Raw genomic sequence first — 17,080 nt, forward strand, 5'->3', positions numbered from 1 at the left:
ACAGTGGTGCGGGTGAAGAAGACCATCTACTCGCTGATCAGTGCCGTCGGCGCCGCCGCCCTCGCCGGGGTGGGGCTGGCCGCGTGGGGCAACACCGAGCTGCGTCGTTTCGAGCTCAAGGACGTCACCGTCCCCCTCCTGCCGCCGGGCACGCTGCGCGGGCGCGACGAGTTCCGCCTGCTCCACATCTCTGACCTGCACATGATCCCCGGGCAGTCGACGAAGGAGGCGTGGGTCTCCGCCCTCGACTCCCTCAACCCGGACCTGGTGGTCAACACCGGCGACAACCTCTCCGATGAGCGCGCCGTCCCCGACGTCCTCCGCGCGCTGGGCCCGCTGCTCAACCGGCCGGGCATGTTCGTCTTCGGCACCAACGACTACTGGGCACCGCAGCTGCCGAACCCCTTCAAGTACCTCTTCGGCATCCGCCGCATCCCCTCCTACATCGACCTGCCGTGGCGCGACATGCGCGCCGCCTTCATCGAGCGCGGTTGGCAGGACGCCACCCACCAGCGCCTGGAGTTCCAGGTCGGCCCGGTGCGCATCGCCGCCGCCGGCGTCGATGATCCGCACCACGAGCTCGACGACTACTCGCTTATCGACGGCCCGCCCAACCCCGACGCCGACCTCTCCCTCGCGCTCCTCCACTCCCCGGAGCCGCGCGTCCTCTCCGAGTTCGAGCGCGACGGCTACCAGCTCTCCCTCTCCGGCCACACCCACGGCGGCCAGCTGTGCCTGCCGGGTTCGAGGGCGCTGGTGACCAACTGCGGCATCGACCGGGAGCGCGTCCAGGGGCTCCACGACTTCGGGCGGATGAAGATGCACGTGTCCAACGGCCTCGGTACGTCGAAGTTCGTGCCGCTGCGCCTGTTCTGCCGCCCCTCGGCAACGCTGCTGCGCATCACGGAAACCGAGTCCTGACCTGGCGTTTTGCGGCTTTCTGTGAATGTGGGCTATGGTATTCCAGGTACCACGGAGAACATCCGCGGAACACCGGGATATGGCGCAGCTTGGTAGCGCGCTTCGTTCGGGACGAAGAGGTCGCAGGTTCAAATCCTGTTATCCCGACCACCAGATGATCCCCCTCACCACACGGTGAGGGGGATTTTTCGTCGCCCCCGGGCCGGGGGAGGTAGATCATCGTGCAGTAGGCCCCTTTTCGCCCCTGCAGAATCTCACTGCTGCACGATGATCTACCCGTGCACCCGGCGTCGCTCCACCGCCGCCGCGCCCAGGCCCAGCACGGCCATCGCGCCGAGGACACCGAGGGAGAGCCAGAGGACGCCGAGGGAGCCGTCGTTACCCGCGACGGTGAGGCCGGAGGTGGCCCACCCCAGCGGGGAGAGGTTGGCCGCGACCTGCCAGGCGGCGGAGATGTCGGTGGTGGTGAGCGTCTTCCACACCCAGCCGACGACGCCGAGCTGCACCAGCCCAAGCACCCCGGCCGCCGCCGCACCGCCGGCCACGCCGAACAGCCCGAGCAGCGCCCGGGTGCCCACCGCCGCGGCCACCGCGCCGAGGGCGAGCACCACCGCGGACCACCCGAGCATCACCGACGTCGAGGCCGGGGCCACGAGCCACAGCAGCAGGACACCCGCCGCGGTGAGGCCGACGGTGGCCGCCACGAGTACCCACCAGCGTCGAGAAGCACCGGCGAAAGCCCCACCGACCATGACGACAGCCGCGATGAGCAGCGCGAACAGCGGGGAGAGGGCGGGCTCGACCGCCTCCTCGACCTCGCCGACCGGGGCCGGGGAGGCGGGCAGGGCGCGCTGGACGGCGGAGATGCGGTCCTGGGTGCGGGTGGCCATGTCGTCGATACGCTGGGCACCCTCCTGCAGCGCCTCGACGCCGGAGACGGCCTCGCCGACGCCACCCTGCGCCTGGGTGAGCCCGTAGGAGAGGTCCTGGGCACCGCGGGTGGCGGAGTAGATGCCGTCGTGGAAGGCGTAGCCGGGGACGCCGAGCTGGTTGGCGATCTCCCGCGAGCCGTCCTTGAGCGCCTGCAGCTGCTCCGCGACGGGCCCGTCGAGGCGGATGAGCTCCACCTGGCCGCGCAGGTCCATGAGCTGGGCGCGGGCCTCCACCACGTCCGGGTCGTCGGCGCCGTCGAGGTCGGCGACGGTGGCGTCGATGGCCTCGAGCAGCTGGCCCTGCAGCGCCCCGAGTCCGATGACCTGGTCGACGGCCCCGCCGACGCCGTCCGCGACCTCGCCCGCGCCCGTCCCCAGCTGGCCGACGCCGGCCTGCAGCTCGACGAGCCCCTGGTGGAGCTGCTGCGCGCCGGTGACGGCCTCGTTGAACTGGCCGGGCAGCGCCTCGGCACCTGTCTTCATTTCTGCGACGCCATCCGCCAGTTCGCCGGTGCCGGTCGTGAGGAACCCGGCCTGGGCCCCGGCCTCACCGGCGGCGCGGCGAGCGTCGACAAGCTCCGGGGCGGCGGCGGCGACGGCGGGGGCGGCGGCGGGTTCCTCCCCGCTGCTCCAGGCGGATGCGGGGTCGAGGTGGGTGGCGGCGGCGACGGCCGCGCCGACGACCAGGGGGACGACCAGCAGCAGCGCTACGACGAGGTGGCGGATGGAGGAGCTCATGTCTACAGAAAGTACTGGTAGAGGGGGCATCGGATGTGGTAGGCGCACCGGGGGCCCCGGCTGGTAACGTCAGATGAGATTCCGACCATCTATCACCTAAGAGCGTGGTTTCCCTGTGACCCTCATTCTTGTCATAACGCTCGCCGCCGTGGCGGTGGCGGGCGCCCCACCGGCGGTGCGGCTGCTGGACAGAAAGGCAGGGTGGCCCCTCGCCGCCCTCTTCATCGCGGGGGCGGTGGCGCTCGGTCGAGAACTTCCCGCCGTCATCGACGGCCGACCCCTCACCTTCGACTACGTGTGGGTGACGGATGTCGTCGCCCCGGGTATGGATGTCTCGATCGCGCTGCGGGGTGATGCGCTCGGTGTGTTCTTCGCGCTGCTGGCGCTGGTCATCGGCGCGGTGGTGTTCATCTATTCGGCGGCGTATCTACCGAAGGGCCGGGGCAACACCAGTTTCTACACGATCATGACGGCGTTCACCCTGTCGATCCTGCTGCTGGTGCTCGCCGACGACGTCATCCTCCTGTTCCTCGCGTGGGAGCTGGTGTCGCTGGCGTCGTTCATGCTCATCGCGCGTTCCGGGTCCTCGGGTGAGGCCGGGTCGATCCGTACCCTCATCCTCACGTTCATCGGCGGCCTGACGCTGCTCGTGGCCGTGGCCGTCGCCGCGACGACCGCCGGCACGACGCGTCTGTCGGAGATCCTGGCCGCCGACTTCTGGGCGGAGCGTCCGGGCGTCACCGCCGGTCTGGCGGTGCTGGTCGCGGTGTCGGCGTTCACGAAGTCGGCGCAGCTGCCCTTCCACTTCTGGCTGCCGGAGGCGATGGCCGCCGCCACGCCGGTCTCCGCGTTCCTGCACGCGGCGGCCGTGGTCAAGGCCGGTATCTACCTGCTGCTGCGCTTCTCCACCGTGTTCCACGACGTCGCCGTCTGGAACGGTCTGCTCATCATCGCCGGTATGACCACCGCGGTCATGTCGGCCGCGTTCGCGGTGCAGAAGACGGATCTCAAGCAGCTCACCGCGTACTCGACGGTCTCCCACCTGGGTTGGATCGTCGCGACGATCGGTGTGGGCACCCCCTTCGCCCTCGCTGCCGCCGTGGTGCACACCGCCGCCCACGCACTGTTCAAGTCGAGCCTGTTCATGCTCATCGGCGTCATCGACCACGAGACCGGGTCGCGTGACATCCGCCGCCTCGGCCGCCTGTGGGACCGCATGCCCTTCACGTTCGGTTCGGTGGTCATCGGCGCGGCCTCCATGGCCGCGGTCCCGCCGCTGCTCGGCTTCCTGTCGAAGGAGGGCATGCTCACCGCCTTCCAGGACGCCCCCTACTCCGGCCTGCTGCTGTTCGTCGCCGCCATCGGTGCGGTGCTGACGTTCACCTACTCCGCGAAGATCGTCTTCGGCGCGTTCATCGACGGCCCGCGCGACATGTCGAAGGTCCACGAGGCCCCCGTCAGCCTGTGGCTGCCCGCCGCGCTGCCGGGTCTCATGTCCCTGCCGCTGGCCTTCCTGGTCGGGCTTGCCGACGCCCCCCTCGAGGCCGTCACCGCCTCCATCGGCGCCGAGCACGAGTCGCATCTGGCGCTGTGGCACGGCGTCAACACCCCGCTGCTCATCTCCGTGGCGGTGCTCATCATCGGCGTCATCGGCGTGGTGTTCCGCAAGCGGATCTGGCCGGCGCTGGAGGGGCGGAAGATGTTCCCGTCCTCCGGCAACGAGATCCTCGAGTCCGGGGTCCGCGTCTCCACGCTCTTCGGCCGCGCCGTCGGTGCGATGGCCAACACCCACAACCCCTCGCGTCACCTGCTGCCGCTGGTGCTGTGCGTCATCGTCCTGGGCGGGGCGACGTTCCTCTCCCCGGGCGTCGACGGCATCACCCCGGCCCCGCGCACCGCGGGCCTGGACAACCCGTGGGATCTCATCCCGCTGGTCATCATCGCCGTGTCCGTCGTGGGCCTGGCGATCACCAGCTCGCGTCTGTCCGCGGCCGTCCTCATCGGCACCGTCGGCGTCGGCATGAGCCTGCAGATGATGCTGCTCGGTGCCCCCGATGTGGCGCTCACCCAGCTCACCGTCGAGGCGCTCACCGTCATCGTCATCATGATGGTCCTGCGCTACCAGCCGAACCTGTTCCCGAAGGTCCGGTCGGGGCGTCGTCAGATCGGCTCGCTGGTCATCGCCCTCGCGGCCGGTGTGGTCACGTTCGGCGGCGTGTTCGCGCTGCTGGGGCGCCGCGAGCGTTCCGAGCTGGCCATGTGGTACCTCACCGAGGCCCCGGAGATCACCGGCGGCCAGAACGTCGTCGCCACGATCCTCGTCGAGTTCCGTGCCCTGGACACCCTCGGTGAGCTCTCGGTGCTCGGCATGGCGGCGATCGTCATCGCCGCCGTCGCCCACTCCATGCCGCGCCACCCCTTCAAGGAGGGCACCCGCCCGGCACCCTTCGGCCAGTCGCAGCTCAACTCCATCCCGATGCGCAAGGTCATCGTGCTGGTCATCCCCGTGCTGGCGATCCTCAGCGTGCTCGTGTTCCTGCGCGGCCACCAGGATCCGGGCGGCGGCTTCGTCGCGGCGCTCATCATGGGTGCCGCGATCGGCCTGGCGTACCTGTCCAAGGGCCAGGACGGCATCGTCTTCCGCGAGTCCACCCCGGTGTGGCTCACCGGCATCGGCATCATGACCGCCGTCGGCGCGGGCTTCATCGGACTGCTCGAGGGGTCCTTCCTCTACGCCATCCACGGCTACATCCTGGGTGAGCACATGACCACCTCGCTCATCTTCGACCTGGGCATCTACCTGGCGGTGCTGGGCATGCTCACGATGGCGATCAACGCCCTCGGCGGCTACCTGCGCCCGGGCGTCGACGTCAACGACCTCAACTACGCGCGTATCGACGACGGCGGTCCCCTCCCCGCCACCCCGACCATCGAGCCGGGCGAGGAGCACGTGGAGGCCTTCCCCGAGCCCATCAACCCGGCGGACGCCCCGCGTTCGGTGCTCGTCGCCGACGCCGAGACCACGACGGCCACCGACAAGGAGACCGACCGATGATCCTCGCCCTGACCATCGCGATCCTGGTCACCGGATCCGTGTACCTCATCCAGCAGCGCGGCATGGTGCGCATCGTGTTCGGCATGTCCCTGCTGGGGCACGCCGGCAACCTCACCCTGCTGGCCTCTGGTGTGGGTGCTTGGCGCGGTGAGCCGTTCCCGGACCGCACCCCGCTCGACGTGGCGGCTGACCCGCTGCCGCAGGCCTTCGTGCTGACGGCCATCGTCATCGCCATGGCCACCACGACGATCCTGCTCACGCTCGCGGCCCTGGGTCGCGACGACGACACCGACGTGCCCGAGCCGGCGGACGACAACATCGCCGCCGATCCCGTCGCCACCCTCGGCCGCGCGGCCGGCAACGGAGGCAAGTAATGGACTGGACTCTCCCGCTCTTCGCCGCCATCCCGCTGTTCACCGCAGCCATCGCGGTGCTCCTGCCGTGGCGCTGGGCCCGCGACGTACTCCACATCGGCATCCCGGTCGCCGGCATCGCCGCCGGTGTCTGGCTGTTCACCTACACCGCGGAGCACGGCCCCATCGCCCACAACGTGGGCCTCTACGTCGGCGGTGTGGCCATCCCGTTCGCGGCGGACACCTTCGCGGCGATCATGATCATCACGACGATGATCGTCGCGGCCACCGCCAACTGGTTCGCCACCATCTCCGGTGAGACGGTCTCCCGCTACTACGCCTCGCTGACGCTCATCCTCATCACGGGTGTCAACGGCGCGTTGCTCACCGCCGATCTGTTCAACTTCTTCGTGTTCATCGAGGTCATGCTGCTGCCGTCCTACGGCCTCATCGCCATGTCCGGCACATGGGCGCGCCTGGCCGGTGGTCGCGCGTTCGTGCTGGTCAACCTGGCGGCCTCCACGCTGCTGCTCATCGGTGTCGGCGTGCTCTACGGTGTCACCGGCTCGGTGAACATCGCGGCGCTGCAGGGGGTTGCGGCAGGCAACGGCCCGGCGGTCGTGGCCATGGGTCTGGTGGTCATCGCGGTGGGCGCCAAGGCCGGTGTCTTCCCGGTCCACACGTGGCTGCCGCGCACCTACCCGGAGTCCTCGGCGGCGGTCATGGGCCTGTTCTCGGGCCTGCACACGAAGGTCGCGGTGTACATGCTCTACCGCATCTACGTGAACATCTTCGACCTCGAGGACCGCTGGAACTGGCTCATCATCGCGATCATGGTCGTCTCCATGCTCATCGGCGCGTTCGCCGGTCTGGCGGAGAACTCGATCCGCCGCGTGCTGGGTTACCAGATGATCAACGGCATGCCCTTCATCCTGGTCATGCTGGCGTTCACCTCGGATGATCCGCAGCGGGCGCTGGCCGCCGGCCTGCTGTACACGCTGCACCACATGATCACCGTCGGCGCGCTCATCCTCACCTCGGGTGCGATCGAGGAGACCTACGCCACCGGCCTGCTGTCGAAGCTCTCCGGCCTGGCGCGGCGCGATCCGCTGGTGGCGGCGCTGTTCGCCGCGGGCGCGTTCTCCATCGTCGGTTTCCCGCCGTTCTCGGGCATGTGGGGCAAGATCCTCCTCGTCTTCGAGATCGCCCGCGCCGTCGACTGGTGGGCGTGGCTGGTCATCGCCGTCATCGTCATCGCGTCGATCGGTGCGCTGCTGTCCATGCTGCGCGTGTGGCGCGATGTGTTCTGGGGCAAGCCGATGCAGCGCTACCCGAAGGAGCTGCGGATCTCCGGCCGCCTCATCGCCCCGTCGGCGGTGCTCATGGTGGGCTCGCTGGCCATGTTCATCTTCGCGGGCCCGCTCATCGACGCCACCCTCACCGCCACCGAAGGCCTCCTCGATGTCGACGGCTACGCCCATGCCGTCCTCGGCGAGGACCCGATCGGTGTCCCCGACATGACCGACCTCCAGGGAGGCCGCTGACATGCACCTGTTGCTCTACATTCCCTGGTGGATCAAGGAGATCTTCGTCGCCGGTTTCCAGGTGGCGTGGGCGGGTTTCCGCCCGGATGCGGGCTATGACCCGGTCGTCGTGCGTTACCCGCTGCGGGTGACCACCGAGTGGCAGATCTTCTGGTTCACCACGTCCATCACCACCACCCCCTCCACCCTGTCGCTGGGCCTGCGGGCCCCGGAGCACGAGGGGGACCCGCACATCCTGCTGGTGCAGGCGGCCTTCGGCTCCGACCCGGTGGAGGTCTTCAAATCCCTCGCCGACATGGAGGAGCGCATGGCCCCGCACGTGAAGTCCATCGATCACGGTGTGCCCGGCCAGGGCTCGGCCACCACGCTGGACCCGAAGTTCTACGAGTATCCGATCGACCGGAAGGAGAAGACCCGGTGACCCCCTTCGAGTGGATCCTCGCCGTCTGCATCGCCATCATGGCGGCGACCCTGTTGTCCGGTCTGGTGCTCGTGCTGCGCACCTCTGACGTGCTCGCCCGCGCGGTGCTGGCGGACCTCATCTTCTACACGATGATCTGTATCTTCCTCACCTGGACGCTGACCAACCCGACGTCGATCGGGTACGAGGTGGCGCTGCTGGCCGCCATCGCCGGTGGCGTGCTGCCGACCCTGTCCATGGCCCGCATCATCTCGAGGGGGCGTCGATAATGTCGGTCGCAGAGATCATCGTCTCCGTCCTGGTGGTCGTGGCCACCCTCATGGTGGTGACCACGTCGGTCGCCATGTGGCGCGCCCCCGACGCCCTGACCCGCGTCAACCTGCTGGGCCCGGTCATCGGAGTGGGATTCCCCCTGCTCATGGTGTCCAAGCTCATCATCGACTGGTCCTCCACGGGCTTCGACCTCAACAATTTCGTCCGTGCCGTCCTGGCCATCGCGGGCGTGTGGATCGTCGCCTCGGTCGGTTCGTACTACATCGGCCGGTCCATCTACGGTGTGACCGTCGTGGACAAGAAGCACGCGGAGGACCGCGCCTACCAGCCGGGGGCCTAACCCACCGCGTCCGGGTACATGTTCTCGACCGCCCAGTCGGCCTCCTCCGGGAGGAAGCCGTGCTCCTCGATGAGGAGCGCGCGCAGGTCGTCGAAAAGCATCTGGTCCTCGAAATCGTAGATCCAGTACGCCGTCTGCAGGGCGTTCTCCCGGTAGTCGATCGCCGCATGATCGACCGCGTACTGCGCCTCCTCCTGGGTGAAACCGCCCTGTTTGAGGTCGCGGAGCATCCCGGCACGGGAGTTCATGGTGAACTGGTTGAGCTCGTGGATCGCCTCGAGGGCGTTCTCGTTCCAGTCCTCACCGAGATTGTCGACGGCCCACCGCGCATCCTCCCGGCTGACCCCCTCGTTGATGAGCGCGAACTCGAGCCCGGTCGCCGAGTAGATCTCATAGCTGTTGAGCTCCCGCGCCCGCTCGAGCGCGAAGCGCTGCGACTCCGCGGGCGGGGTGGTCGGCGCCGGTTCCCGTAAAGGGCGCTCCGTCACCGTGCTTATCGACGCCGGCCCCGTCTCCGTCACCGCCACCGTCGTCGGCGCCGGTCCCGGTGCCGGGGTGGGCGGGGCGCAGGCGGCCACCAGGAGGATCACCGCGGGCAGGAGTCGAAGGGGGCGCATACCTTCATCCTGGCACCGCGGCGGGATGGTTTCTGCGGAATGGAGGCCCCTACAGGTTGGTGAGCGCGTACGACGCCTGATCGGGGGTGTACCCCTCGTAGATGAGCTGGTCGTAGAGTTCAGCGTCGGACATGGCGGTGAAGTCGAGATACGAACGCGCGGTGCGGAGGGCGTTGGCGTTCCAGTCGGTCTGGACGTTGTCGACACCGTACTGGGCCTGCGCGGGGGTGTAGCCCTCGTACTCCAGCTGTTCGTAGAGCCCGCTGCGGGAGAAACCGGAGTAGGCAACGTAATCCTGCGCCGCCCCCACCGCGTTCGCGTTCCAGTCGGTCTGGACGTTGTCCACCGCGTACTCGGCGGCCTCGGGCGGGTACTGCTCATAGAGAAGTTGCTCATAGAGCCCCTGGCGGGAGAAGTTCGTGTAGTTCAGATACCGGCGGGCCGACTCCAGCGCCGCATCGTGCTGGCGGGAGGGACCGCCGGCGGATTCAGTCGCGGTCCCCACCTCAGTCTCCTCAGCAACCGCCCGCGTCGTCGGGGTGGCCTCCCGGGTGACGGTCTCCTGCGCGACGGGCTCGGCCGTGGCCGTGGTGGGGATGCGGGTGGTGGGCGACGGCCGGGTCGATTCGGCCGCGACGGTGGTGACGGTCTCGGTGACCACGACGACCTCCTGCTCGGCGGGGGAACAGGCGGTGAGGGCGAGGGCCGCAGCCATCGCCAGCGACATACGGGTGGATGTATTCATGTGCTCATCATGCTCCGCGCCCCGGACATGGGATCCACAGGATACGAACAGGTGTCCTGAATCGGCGAAGCCGCCCGCCCCACCAGGTGGTGGGTGCGGGCGGCGCGAGGCCTGAGCGGTTACTTCTTGGCGGCGAAGGCAGTCTTCACGCGCTGGCCGAGGTCCTCGTCGACGCTGGACCAGTACCAGTAGCAACGCTCCTCGACGGACTCGGAGACGCCCTCCATGGCACCGGCGATGTTCTCGGCGAGACGCTGCTTGGCGGCCTCGTCGAGCACCTCACGGTAGAGGATGCCCGGCTGGATGAAGTCGTCGTCCTCGGGGTGCTGGACGTAGGCGGCGCGGACCAGATCGGTCCCGTGCGGATCCGGGTTGACGTAGACATCGGCGGCCTGACCGTAGGACTGACCGGAGGAGGAGTCCTCACCGTTGTCCAGGTAACCGGCCCCCTTCTCGAAGCGGTTCGGCGAGTAGGTCGGCTGATCCTCGTCGTCGAAGAAGTACGCCATGGGGCCGCGGTTGCTGTAGGTGTTGACGTCGTTGATCGGACGGTTCACCGGCAGGTCACGGTAGTTGGGCCCGATGCGGTAGCGCTGCTGGTCGGCGTACGCGAAGGCGCGTGCCTGCAGCATGCGGTCCGGGGAGAGGCCGATGCCCGGGACGAGGTTGCCCGGGTCGAGGGCGATCTGCTCGATCTGCGCGAAGTGGTTGCGCGGGTTGCGGTTGAGGACGAAGTGGCCGACGTCGATACGCGGGTAGTCCTTCTTGGACCAGGTCTTGGTCAGGTCGAAGGGGTTCCAGCGGTAGTTCTCCGCGTCGGCGGCCGGCATGATCTGGACCTTGACGTCCCAGACCGGGTAGTCGCCGCGGTCGATGGCCTCGTAGAGGTCCTGGCGGTGGTGGTCGGCGTTGATACCGGCCATCTCGGTAGCCTCGGCGTCGGTGAAGTTCTCCACGCCCTGGCGGGAGAGGAAGTGGTACTTCACCCAGAAAGCCTCGCCTGCCTCGTTGACCCACTGGAAGGTGTGGGAGCCGTAGCCGTTCATGTGACGGGTGGTCTTCGGGGTGCCGCGGTCGCCCATGAGGTAGGTGACCTGGTGCGCGGACTCCGGGGTGCGGGTCCAGAAATCCCACTGCATGTCGGCATCGCGCAGGCCGTTGCGACCGAGGCGCTTCTGGGAGTGGATGAAGTCCGGGAACTTCACGCCGTCCCGGATGAAGAAGATCGGGGTGTTGTTACCCACGATGTCGTAATTGCCGTCCTCGGTGTAGAAACGCATCGCGAAACCGTGGACGTCGCGCCAGGTGTCCGGGGAACCCTTCTCACCGGCGACGGTGGAGAAGCGGATACCCATCGGGGTGACGGTGCCGGGCTGGAAGAGCTTGGCCTTGGTGTACTGGGAGACGTCGGCGGTGACGTGCAGCTCACCGAAGGCACCGTGACCCTTGGCGTGCGGGATACGCTCCGGAACGTTCTCACGGTTGAAGTGGGCGAGCTTCTCGATGAGGTGGATGTCATTGAGAATGTTCGGGCCCTGCGGGCCGGCGGTGACGGAGATGTTCTCGGAGGCCACCGGTGCCCCGTTGTGGCGGGTGGTCTGGCCGGTAACGTTCGGGCGAAGTCCGCGCTCGACGATGTCGTTCGCCTTGGAGTTCTGGTCGCTCATGGCTCCCTCTTTCTCGATTGATAATTTACTCCACCTATCGGTGGCTGCTGGTTGATAGCCTAGGCCCATATTGTGAGCCGCGCAACCCCAGGGTACCTATCCAAACATTTGCCTGCCGTTTGCACTGGTAACGTCGTTAAGCGTGACGAAGCACTCCGCCCATGACGACGCCCGCGTCACCGACCTGGCCCTCCGCGCCGGGCGGGGTGACCGCGGTGCCCTCACGGAGTTCATCCGCGCCACCCAGGACGACGTTTGGCGCCTTCTGGCCCACCTCGGCGGCCGCGACATCGCCGACGACCTCACCCAGGAGACCTACCTCCGCGTCATGAGCGCCCTCCCCCGCTTCGCCGCCCGCTCCTCCGCACGCACCTGGCTGCTCTCCCTCGCGCGCCGCGTGTGGGTGGACAACATCCGCCACGACATGGCCCGCCCCCGCAAGTCCGTCACCGAGTACGAGGACGCCGCCGCAACCACCCCCGTCGACGGCGCAAACGCCTCCTCCTGGTCCGAGTGGATCGACGCCCGCACGCTGATCGACGCCCTGCCCCCCGAACGCCGCGAGGCCCTCATCCTCACCCAGGTGCTCGGCTACACCTACGAAGAGGCCGCCAAGATCGCCGGCGTCCGCGTGGGCACCATCCGCTCCCGCGTCGCCCGCGCGCGGAAGGACCTCATCGAGGCCACCCGGCCCGACGACCGGGAGCAGTGACGACGACCCTTCGCCCTGAAATAAAGACTGCGTGAACTGCCGCTCATTTCATGCACCCCACCACCATCACCCGCCACTTCACCCCAAAGTCCTCTCCGGGAAATGACGAACACCCTCCCCGGGCTGTCGCCGGCGGGAGGGTGTTCGGATCTAAAAGCCGCTACACCAGCAGTTCAGCGATCTGCACGGTGTTCAGCGCGGCGCCCTTGCGCAGGTTGTCGCCGGAGACGACGAGCACGAGGCCCTTGTTGTCGTCGACGGACTGGTCCTGGCGGATGCGGCCGACGAGCGAGTTGTCCTTGCCGGCGGCCTCGAGGGGGGTGGGGACGTCGACAAGCTCGACGCCGGGGGCGTCGGCAAGCAGGGCCTTGGCCTCATCGACGGTGATGGGGCGCTCGAACTCGGCGTGGATGGTCAGGGTGTGGCCGGTGAAGACGGGCACGCGGACGCAGGTGCCGGCGACGCGCAGACCCGGGATGCCCAGGATCTTGCGGGACTCGTTGCGCAGCTTCTGCTCCTCGTCGGTCTCGAGGGAGCCGTCGTCGACGAGCGCGCCGGCCAGGGGCAGGGCGTTGTAGGCGATCGGGGCGACGTAGGGGCCCAGGTCGGCCGGGGCCTCGACGGAACCGTCGTGAACCAGCTCGACGTTCTGGTCGCCGACCTCGGCGGTCTGCTTCGCCAGGGTCTCCACACCGGCGAGGCCGGAACCGGAGACTGCCTGGTAGGAGGAGACGTGCAGGCGGGTGAGTCCGGCGGCGTCGTGCAGCGGCTTGAGCACCGGCATGGCGGCCATGGTGGTGCAGTTCGGGTTGGCGACGATGCCCTTGGACGGGGACTTCGCCTCCGCGCCGTTGACCTCGGAAACGACCAGCGGGACCTCGTCGTCCTTGCGCCAGGCGGAGGAGTTGTCGATGACGGTGGCGCCGGCCTCGGCGAACACCGGGGCCCACTCACGGGAGGTGGAACCGCCGGCGGAGAACAGGGCGATGTCGACGTCGGCGACGGACTCCGGGGTGACCTGGGTGAGGTCCTCCACGGTGATCTCCTCACCGCGGAACTCCAGGGTGGTGCCCGCAGAACGCGGAGACGCGAAGAAACGGACCTTGTCGGCCGGGAAGTTGCGCTCCTCGAGGATCGATCGCATCACGCGACCGACCTGGCCGGTGGCACCGACGACAGCAATGGTGGTCATAAGTATGAAATCTCCTGGTAGAAGGGTGAACTAGCGGCCGGTGCCGGCGTAGACGACGGCCTCGGCGTCGCCGCCGAGCTCGAAACGCTCGTGCAGGGCGCGGGCGGCGGCATCCAGATCGGCCTCGCGGGTGAGCACCGAGATGCGGATCTCCGAGGTGGAGATGAGCTCGATGTTGACGTTCGCGTCACGCAACGCCTCGGCGAAGTCGGCGGTGACGCCCGGGTGGGACTTCATGCCGGCGCCGACGAGGGAGACCTTGCCCACCTGATCGTCGTACAGCACGTTCGACCAGCCGCTCTTGGCCTGCATCTTCTTGAGCAGCTCCATGGCGCGGGGGCCGTCGGCACGCGGGCAGGTGAAGGTGATGTCGGTGGTGCCGTCCTCGAGGGAGGAGACGTTCTGCAGCACCATGTCGATGTTGATCTCGGCGTCGGCGACAGCGCGGAACACCGTGGCGGCCTCGCCCGGCTTGTCGGGGATGCCCAGGATGGTGACCTTGGCCTCGGACTTGTCGGTAGCTACGCCGGTGAGAACTGCTTCTTCCACGGGAATATCCTCCATCGAACCGGCGATCAGGGTGCCGGGATCATTGCTGTAAGACGAGCGAACTCGCAGGGGAACATTGAACGCACGCGCGTACTCCACGGCGCGTAGGACCAGGATCTTCGAACCGACGGCCGCCAGCTCGAGCATCTCCTCGAAAGAGAGCTTCTCCAGCTTCTGCGCATTCGGGACGATACGCGGATCGGCGGTGTACACGCCGTCGACGTCCGAGTAGATCTCGCACACATCCGCGTTGAGCGCCGCAGCCAGGGCCACGGCCGTGGTGTCGGAACCACCGCGACCGAGGGTGGTGACGTCACGGGTGTCCTTGTTCACACCCTGGAAACCGGCGACGATGCAGATCTTGCCCTCGTCGAGCGCCTCACGAACGCGCCCCGGGGTGACGTCGACGATGCGGGCGTTACCGTGACGCTCCGTGGTGAGCACACCGGCCTGCGAACCGGTGAAGGACTGCGCCTCCGCGCCGAGCGAGGCGATCGCCATAGCCACCAGCGCGTTGGAGATGCGCTCACCGGCGGTGAGCAGCATGTCCATCTCACGCGCCGGGGGAACCGGGTTGACCTGGGCCGCCAGGTCGAGGAGTTCGTCGGTGGTGTCGCCCATCGCGGAGCAGACCACGACGACGTCATTGCCGGCCTTCTTCGTGGCGACGATCCGTTCGGCGACGGCTCGGATACGCTCCGCCGTCTCCAGGGAGGAGCCTCCATATTTCTGAACGATCAGAGCCACAGTGTGGGCCGCCTTTCGTCTGGGGTGCCAAAGTTCTGCTTCATCGTACCCGGTGACGTGCACTGACGAGTACTTGAGTGCGCGTGCCCCACCCTGCGCGTTCAGGCGCGTTCACTATGGTTAATTGCGTGCACAGCAATCTGCTGGCCGTGTTGTTCGCACTGGCCTCCGCCCTCACCATCGCGTGGGGCACCGTGGTGCGCCATCGCATCGCTGAACAGGCCCCTTCCGACGGTTCCCTCAAGGGCTCGCCCTTCTGGAACGCCATCTCCCGGCCCCTGTGGTGGGCCGGCACCGGCACCGCCCTGCTCGGCTACGGCCTGCAGGTGGTGGCCCTCGGCTTCGGCACCCTGCTCGTGGTGCAGCCGATCCTCGTGCTGTCGCTCATGTTCACCCTGCCGCTGGCCGCGAAATACGACGGCCGCCGCATCTCCGCGCACGAGATGTTCTGGGCGGGCACCCTCACCATCGGCGTCGCCGTGCTGGTCATGCTCGGTCGTCCCCTGCCCGGCGACCCGCAGCCCCCGTTGGAACGCTGGCTGCCGGCCCTCGCGGTCGGCGCGGTGGTGCTCATCACGCTGGAGCGGGTGGCACAGAAGCAGATCCGCCGGGAGAAGGCCCTGCTCCTGGGTATCGTCACCGGTGCCCTCTTCGGTTACGTCGCTGTGCTGAGCAAGGCCTTCGTCGACATCTTCATCCACGGCGGGGTGTGGGCCATCGTCACCAACTGGGAGACCTACGCCCTCATCCTCGGCGCCACCCTGGGAACGATCGTCCAGCAGTACTCCTTCAACGCGGGCGCACTGAAGAACTCCCTGCCCGCCATGACGATCTCCGAACCGATCGTCGCCTTCTCCCTCGGCTACCTCGTGCTGGGCGAGAAATTCCAGGTATCCACCGTCTCCGGATGGCTGTTCATGGCTCTGGCGTTCATCGCCATGGTGACGGCGACGGTGGTGCTCTCCCGCAAGGGAGTCAGTTGAGTGCTTATCGACGCCACCGGGGCCCGGCACACATTCCGACCGCCAGTACATTCCACGGCAACTAACCCAGAGCGGGGGGAGGTTCGCGCCAAGTTGGCCTGAAACCGCTCAGATCGCCCAGTCGAAGACGGCGAGCATGTACGCGGAGTACCACGCCCCGAACACCACCCAGGCCACCCCGGCCAGGGCACTCCCCCACCGCGGCAGCCTGTCGACCACCCACAGCCCCCACGGCAGCATGAGGATCACCGCCGGAAGAAGAAGGCGCGGGCGGGAGTGCATGATCCCGTCGGACAGCAGCACGGTGGCCATGAGGATCGCCGCGAACCACCACACCACCGCCGGCCCCCGCCCCCATGCAGCGATGAGGGCGGCGACGGAGACCAGCATCACCGCGATGGTGAGGAAGTACCCGGCGTCGGTACCGGTGGTGAGAACCTCCCACACCCAGCGCACGGTGGCTGCGCCGAAGTCGAAGCCCGAGTGCCACCCCTGCGCCTGGATCCCGAAGTAACCGCCTGCTTCGCGGGTGTGCCAGCTCGCCCAGGCCACGTGGCCGATGAGCAACCACGGAGTCGCCGCCAGGCAGGCCCAGGCCCGCCATTCCCGGCGCGCCCGCAGCAGCACGAGCAGGCCGAACACAGCGATGAGCGCGACCGCCGTCAGGCGAGTGCCCCCGAGCAGCAGGATGAGGCCGGCCGCCCATCCCCATCGGCGGTCGATGAGGGCGACGAGCGCCCAGAACGCCAGGGCCCCGAACAGGGCCTCCGTGTACGGCATGGAGAAGGTGATCGACATCGGCGCCGCGGACACGAGAATGCCGGCGGCGGCCCGCCCCCACCGGTCGGCACCCATCCGCAGGGCGATGGTCATTGCCCCGGCGGTCATCGCCACGCCTGCCAGGAGGTTGACCAGGATGGCGGCCGTCACGAAGTCCAGTCCGGTCAGCTGGTGGACAGCCCTCACCAGCAGCGGGAACCCGGGGAAGAACGCCAGCGTCCGGTGGTGCACCGGCACATCCGTGGTGACGGGGGCTTCAAAGTACCCGTACTCCGCGATCGCCAGGTAGTACTGCGCGTCCCACTTCCCCAGCAGACCGTCCACCGAGTCGTCGTTCGCCCGCGCCATCACCCCGAGCAGAAGGACCCGGAACACGGCGCCGACGAGGAAGATGAAGGCGGCGTCGATAAGCAGGCGAAACCTCGGCTGGCTGGCGGTCACCGCGCCATCCTATCCAGTGAGCCCACTTTTGTTAGGAGACCCACATGCTCAGCGTCATTCCGCTTCCGTT

16 protein-coding genes and 1 tRNA gene are annotated in these 17,080 nt (G+C 68.1%); 10 read left to right on the plus strand and 7 right to left on the minus strand.

Going from position 1 to position 17,080, the window contains the following annotated elements; genetic code table 11:
- Positions 1 to 12: 12 nt before the first annotated feature.
- A complete protein-coding gene (locus B9Y70_RS03580) occupies positions 13 to 921 on the plus strand; it encodes a metallophosphoesterase (RefSeq protein ID WP_085548899.1) in 909 nt (302 codons plus the stop codon).
- A gap of 73 nt (positions 922 to 994) precedes the next feature.
- Positions 995 to 1,071: transfer RNA gene (locus B9Y70_RS03585), tRNA-Pro, on the plus strand.
- 122 nt (positions 1,072 to 1,193) lie between these two features.
- On the opposite strand, the gene B9Y70_RS03590 is transcribed toward B9Y70_RS03585, so the two are convergent.
- The gene (locus tag B9Y70_RS03590; RefSeq protein ID WP_085548900.1) at positions 1,194 to 2,591 is read right to left on the minus strand and encodes a hypothetical protein; all 1,398 of its coding nucleotides are present in this window, start codon (positions 2,589 to 2,591) and stop codon (positions 1,194 to 1,196) included.
- A 115-nt stretch (positions 2,592 to 2,706) separates the two neighbouring features.
- Here B9Y70_RS03590 and B9Y70_RS03595 point away from each other — a divergent pair, with 115 nt between their 5' ends.
- Genes B9Y70_RS03595 through B9Y70_RS03620 form a run of 6 tightly spaced genes read left to right on the plus strand, consistent with a single transcriptional unit; the run spans position 2,707 to position 8,577 of the window.
- Positions 2,707 to 5,646 (plus strand): DUF4040 family protein, encoded by a 2,940-nt coding sequence (locus tag B9Y70_RS03595; RefSeq protein WP_085548901.1) that lies wholly within the window; start codon positions 2,707 to 2,709, stop codon positions 5,644 to 5,646.
- Entirely contained in the window at positions 5,643 to 6,020 is a 378-nt protein-coding gene (locus B9Y70_RS03600; protein ID WP_085548902.1) for a cation:proton antiporter subunit C, read from the plus strand. Before B9Y70_RS03595 ends, B9Y70_RS03600 begins: the two co-directional genes overlap by 4 nt.
- Positions 6,020 to 7,543, plus strand: coding sequence for a monovalent cation/H+ antiporter subunit D family protein (locus B9Y70_RS03605; RefSeq protein ID WP_085548903.1), 1,524 nt, complete (start codon positions 6,020 to 6,022; stop codon positions 7,541 to 7,543). The genes B9Y70_RS03600 and B9Y70_RS03605 overlap by 1 nt, the downstream gene beginning before the upstream one ends.
- 1 nt (position 7,544) lies before the next feature.
- Entirely contained in the window at positions 7,545 to 7,964 is a 420-nt protein-coding gene (locus tag B9Y70_RS03610) for a monovalent cation/H+ antiporter subunit E (protein WP_085548904.1), read from the plus strand.
- Positions 7,961 to 8,233, plus strand: coding sequence for a cation:proton antiporter (locus B9Y70_RS03615; RefSeq protein ID WP_085548905.1), 273 nt, complete (start codon positions 7,961 to 7,963; stop codon positions 8,231 to 8,233). The genes B9Y70_RS03610 and B9Y70_RS03615 overlap by 4 nt, the downstream gene beginning before the upstream one ends.
- Positions 8,233 to 8,577 (plus strand): Na+/H+ antiporter subunit G, encoded by a 345-nt coding sequence (locus B9Y70_RS03620; RefSeq protein WP_085548906.1) that lies wholly within the window; start codon positions 8,233 to 8,235, stop codon positions 8,575 to 8,577. Before B9Y70_RS03615 ends, B9Y70_RS03620 begins: the two co-directional genes overlap by 1 nt.
- On the opposite strand, the gene B9Y70_RS13125 is transcribed toward B9Y70_RS03620, so the two are convergent.
- From B9Y70_RS13125 to B9Y70_RS03635, 3 genes are all read right to left on the minus strand, one after another.
- Positions 8,574 to 9,194 carry an Ltp family lipoprotein gene (locus B9Y70_RS13125; protein ID WP_085548907.1) on the minus strand — a complete coding sequence of 207 codons (621 nt, stop codon included), beginning with the start codon at positions 9,192 to 9,194 and terminating at the stop codon, positions 8,574 to 8,576. The genes B9Y70_RS03620 and B9Y70_RS13125 overlap by 4 nt on opposite strands.
- 49 nt (positions 9,195 to 9,243) lie before the next feature.
- Positions 9,244 to 9,939: an Ltp family lipoprotein gene (locus B9Y70_RS03630; protein ID WP_143337502.1), complete on the minus strand. Its 696-nt coding sequence runs from the start codon at positions 9,937 to 9,939 to the stop codon at positions 9,244 to 9,246.
- A gap of 119 nt (positions 9,940 to 10,058) precedes the next feature.
- Complete coding sequence (locus B9Y70_RS03635) at positions 10,059 to 11,606, minus strand: catalase (RefSeq protein ID WP_085548909.1); 1,548 nt, start codon at positions 11,604 to 11,606, stop codon at positions 10,059 to 10,061.
- A 142-nt stretch (positions 11,607 to 11,748) separates the two neighbouring features.
- Here B9Y70_RS03635 and B9Y70_RS03640 point away from each other — a divergent pair, with 142 nt between their 5' ends.
- Positions 11,749 to 12,318 carry an RNA polymerase sigma factor gene (locus B9Y70_RS03640; protein ID WP_085548910.1) on the plus strand — a complete coding sequence of 190 codons (570 nt, stop codon included), beginning with the start codon at positions 11,749 to 11,751 and terminating at the stop codon, positions 12,316 to 12,318.
- Positions 12,319 to 12,478: 160 nt separating this feature from the next.
- Here the strand turns inward: B9Y70_RS03640 and B9Y70_RS03645 are convergent, their stop codons facing one another.
- On the minus strand, positions 12,479 to 13,510 hold the full coding sequence (locus B9Y70_RS03645; RefSeq protein WP_085548911.1) for an aspartate-semialdehyde dehydrogenase: 1,032 nt from the start codon (positions 13,508 to 13,510) through the stop codon (positions 12,479 to 12,481).
- Positions 13,511 to 13,540: 30 nt separating this feature from the next.
- Entirely contained in the window at positions 13,541 to 14,806 is a 1,266-nt protein-coding gene (locus B9Y70_RS03650; protein ID WP_085548912.1) for an aspartate kinase, read from the minus strand.
- A 128-nt stretch (positions 14,807 to 14,934) separates the two neighbouring features.
- On the opposite strand from B9Y70_RS03650, the gene B9Y70_RS03655 reads away from it, so the two are divergent.
- On the plus strand, positions 14,935 to 15,789 hold the full coding sequence (locus tag B9Y70_RS03655) for a DMT family transporter (RefSeq protein ID WP_085548913.1): 855 nt from the start codon (positions 14,935 to 14,937) through the stop codon (positions 15,787 to 15,789).
- Between the two features lie 108 nt (positions 15,790 to 15,897).
- Here the strand turns inward: B9Y70_RS03655 and B9Y70_RS03660 are convergent, their stop codons facing one another.
- Positions 15,898 to 17,010, minus strand: a complete 1,113-nt coding sequence (locus tag B9Y70_RS03660; protein ID WP_240309123.1) for a hypothetical protein — start codon at positions 17,008 to 17,010, stop codon at positions 15,898 to 15,900.
- Positions 17,011 to 17,080: the final 70 nt, after the last annotated feature.

It is taken from the genome of Corynebacterium pollutisoli (assembly GCF_900177745.1).
Taxonomy (GTDB): Bacteria; Actinomycetota; Actinomycetes; order Mycobacteriales; family Mycobacteriaceae; genus Corynebacterium; species Corynebacterium pollutisoli.

Excerpts from the sequence above, each read along its gene's own strand:
- B9Y70_RS03610 (WP_085548904.1), top strand. The coding sequence starts at position 7,545 with ATGCACCTGTTGCTCTACATTCCCTGGTGGATCAAGGAGATCTTCGTC.
- B9Y70_RS03600 (WP_085548902.1), top strand. The coding sequence starts at position 5,643 with ATGATCCTCGCCCTGACCATCGCGATCCTGGTCACCGGATCCGTGTAC.
- B9Y70_RS03630 (WP_143337502.1), bottom strand. The coding sequence starts at position 9,939 with ATGAATACATCCACCCGTATGTCGCTGGCGATGGCTGCGGCCCTCGCC.
- B9Y70_RS03590 (WP_085548900.1), bottom strand. The coding sequence starts at position 2,591 with ATGAGCTCCTCCATCCGCCACCTCGTCGTAGCGCTGCTGCTGGTCGTC.
- B9Y70_RS13125 (WP_085548907.1), bottom strand. The coding sequence starts at position 9,194 with ATGCGCCCCCTTCGACTCCTGCCCGCGGTGATCCTCCTGGTGGCCGCC.
- B9Y70_RS03620 (WP_085548906.1), top strand. The coding sequence starts at position 8,233 with ATGTCGGTCGCAGAGATCATCGTCTCCGTCCTGGTGGTCGTGGCCACC.
- B9Y70_RS03645 (WP_085548911.1), bottom strand. The coding sequence starts at position 13,510 with ATGACCACCATTGCTGTCGTCGGTGCCACCGGCCAGGTCGGTCGCGTG.
- B9Y70_RS03605 (WP_085548903.1), top strand. The coding sequence starts at position 6,020 with ATGGACTGGACTCTCCCGCTCTTCGCCGCCATCCCGCTGTTCACCGCA.
- B9Y70_RS03635 (WP_085548909.1), bottom strand. The coding sequence starts at position 11,606 with ATGAGCGACCAGAACTCCAAGGCGAACGACATCGTCGAGCGCGGACTT.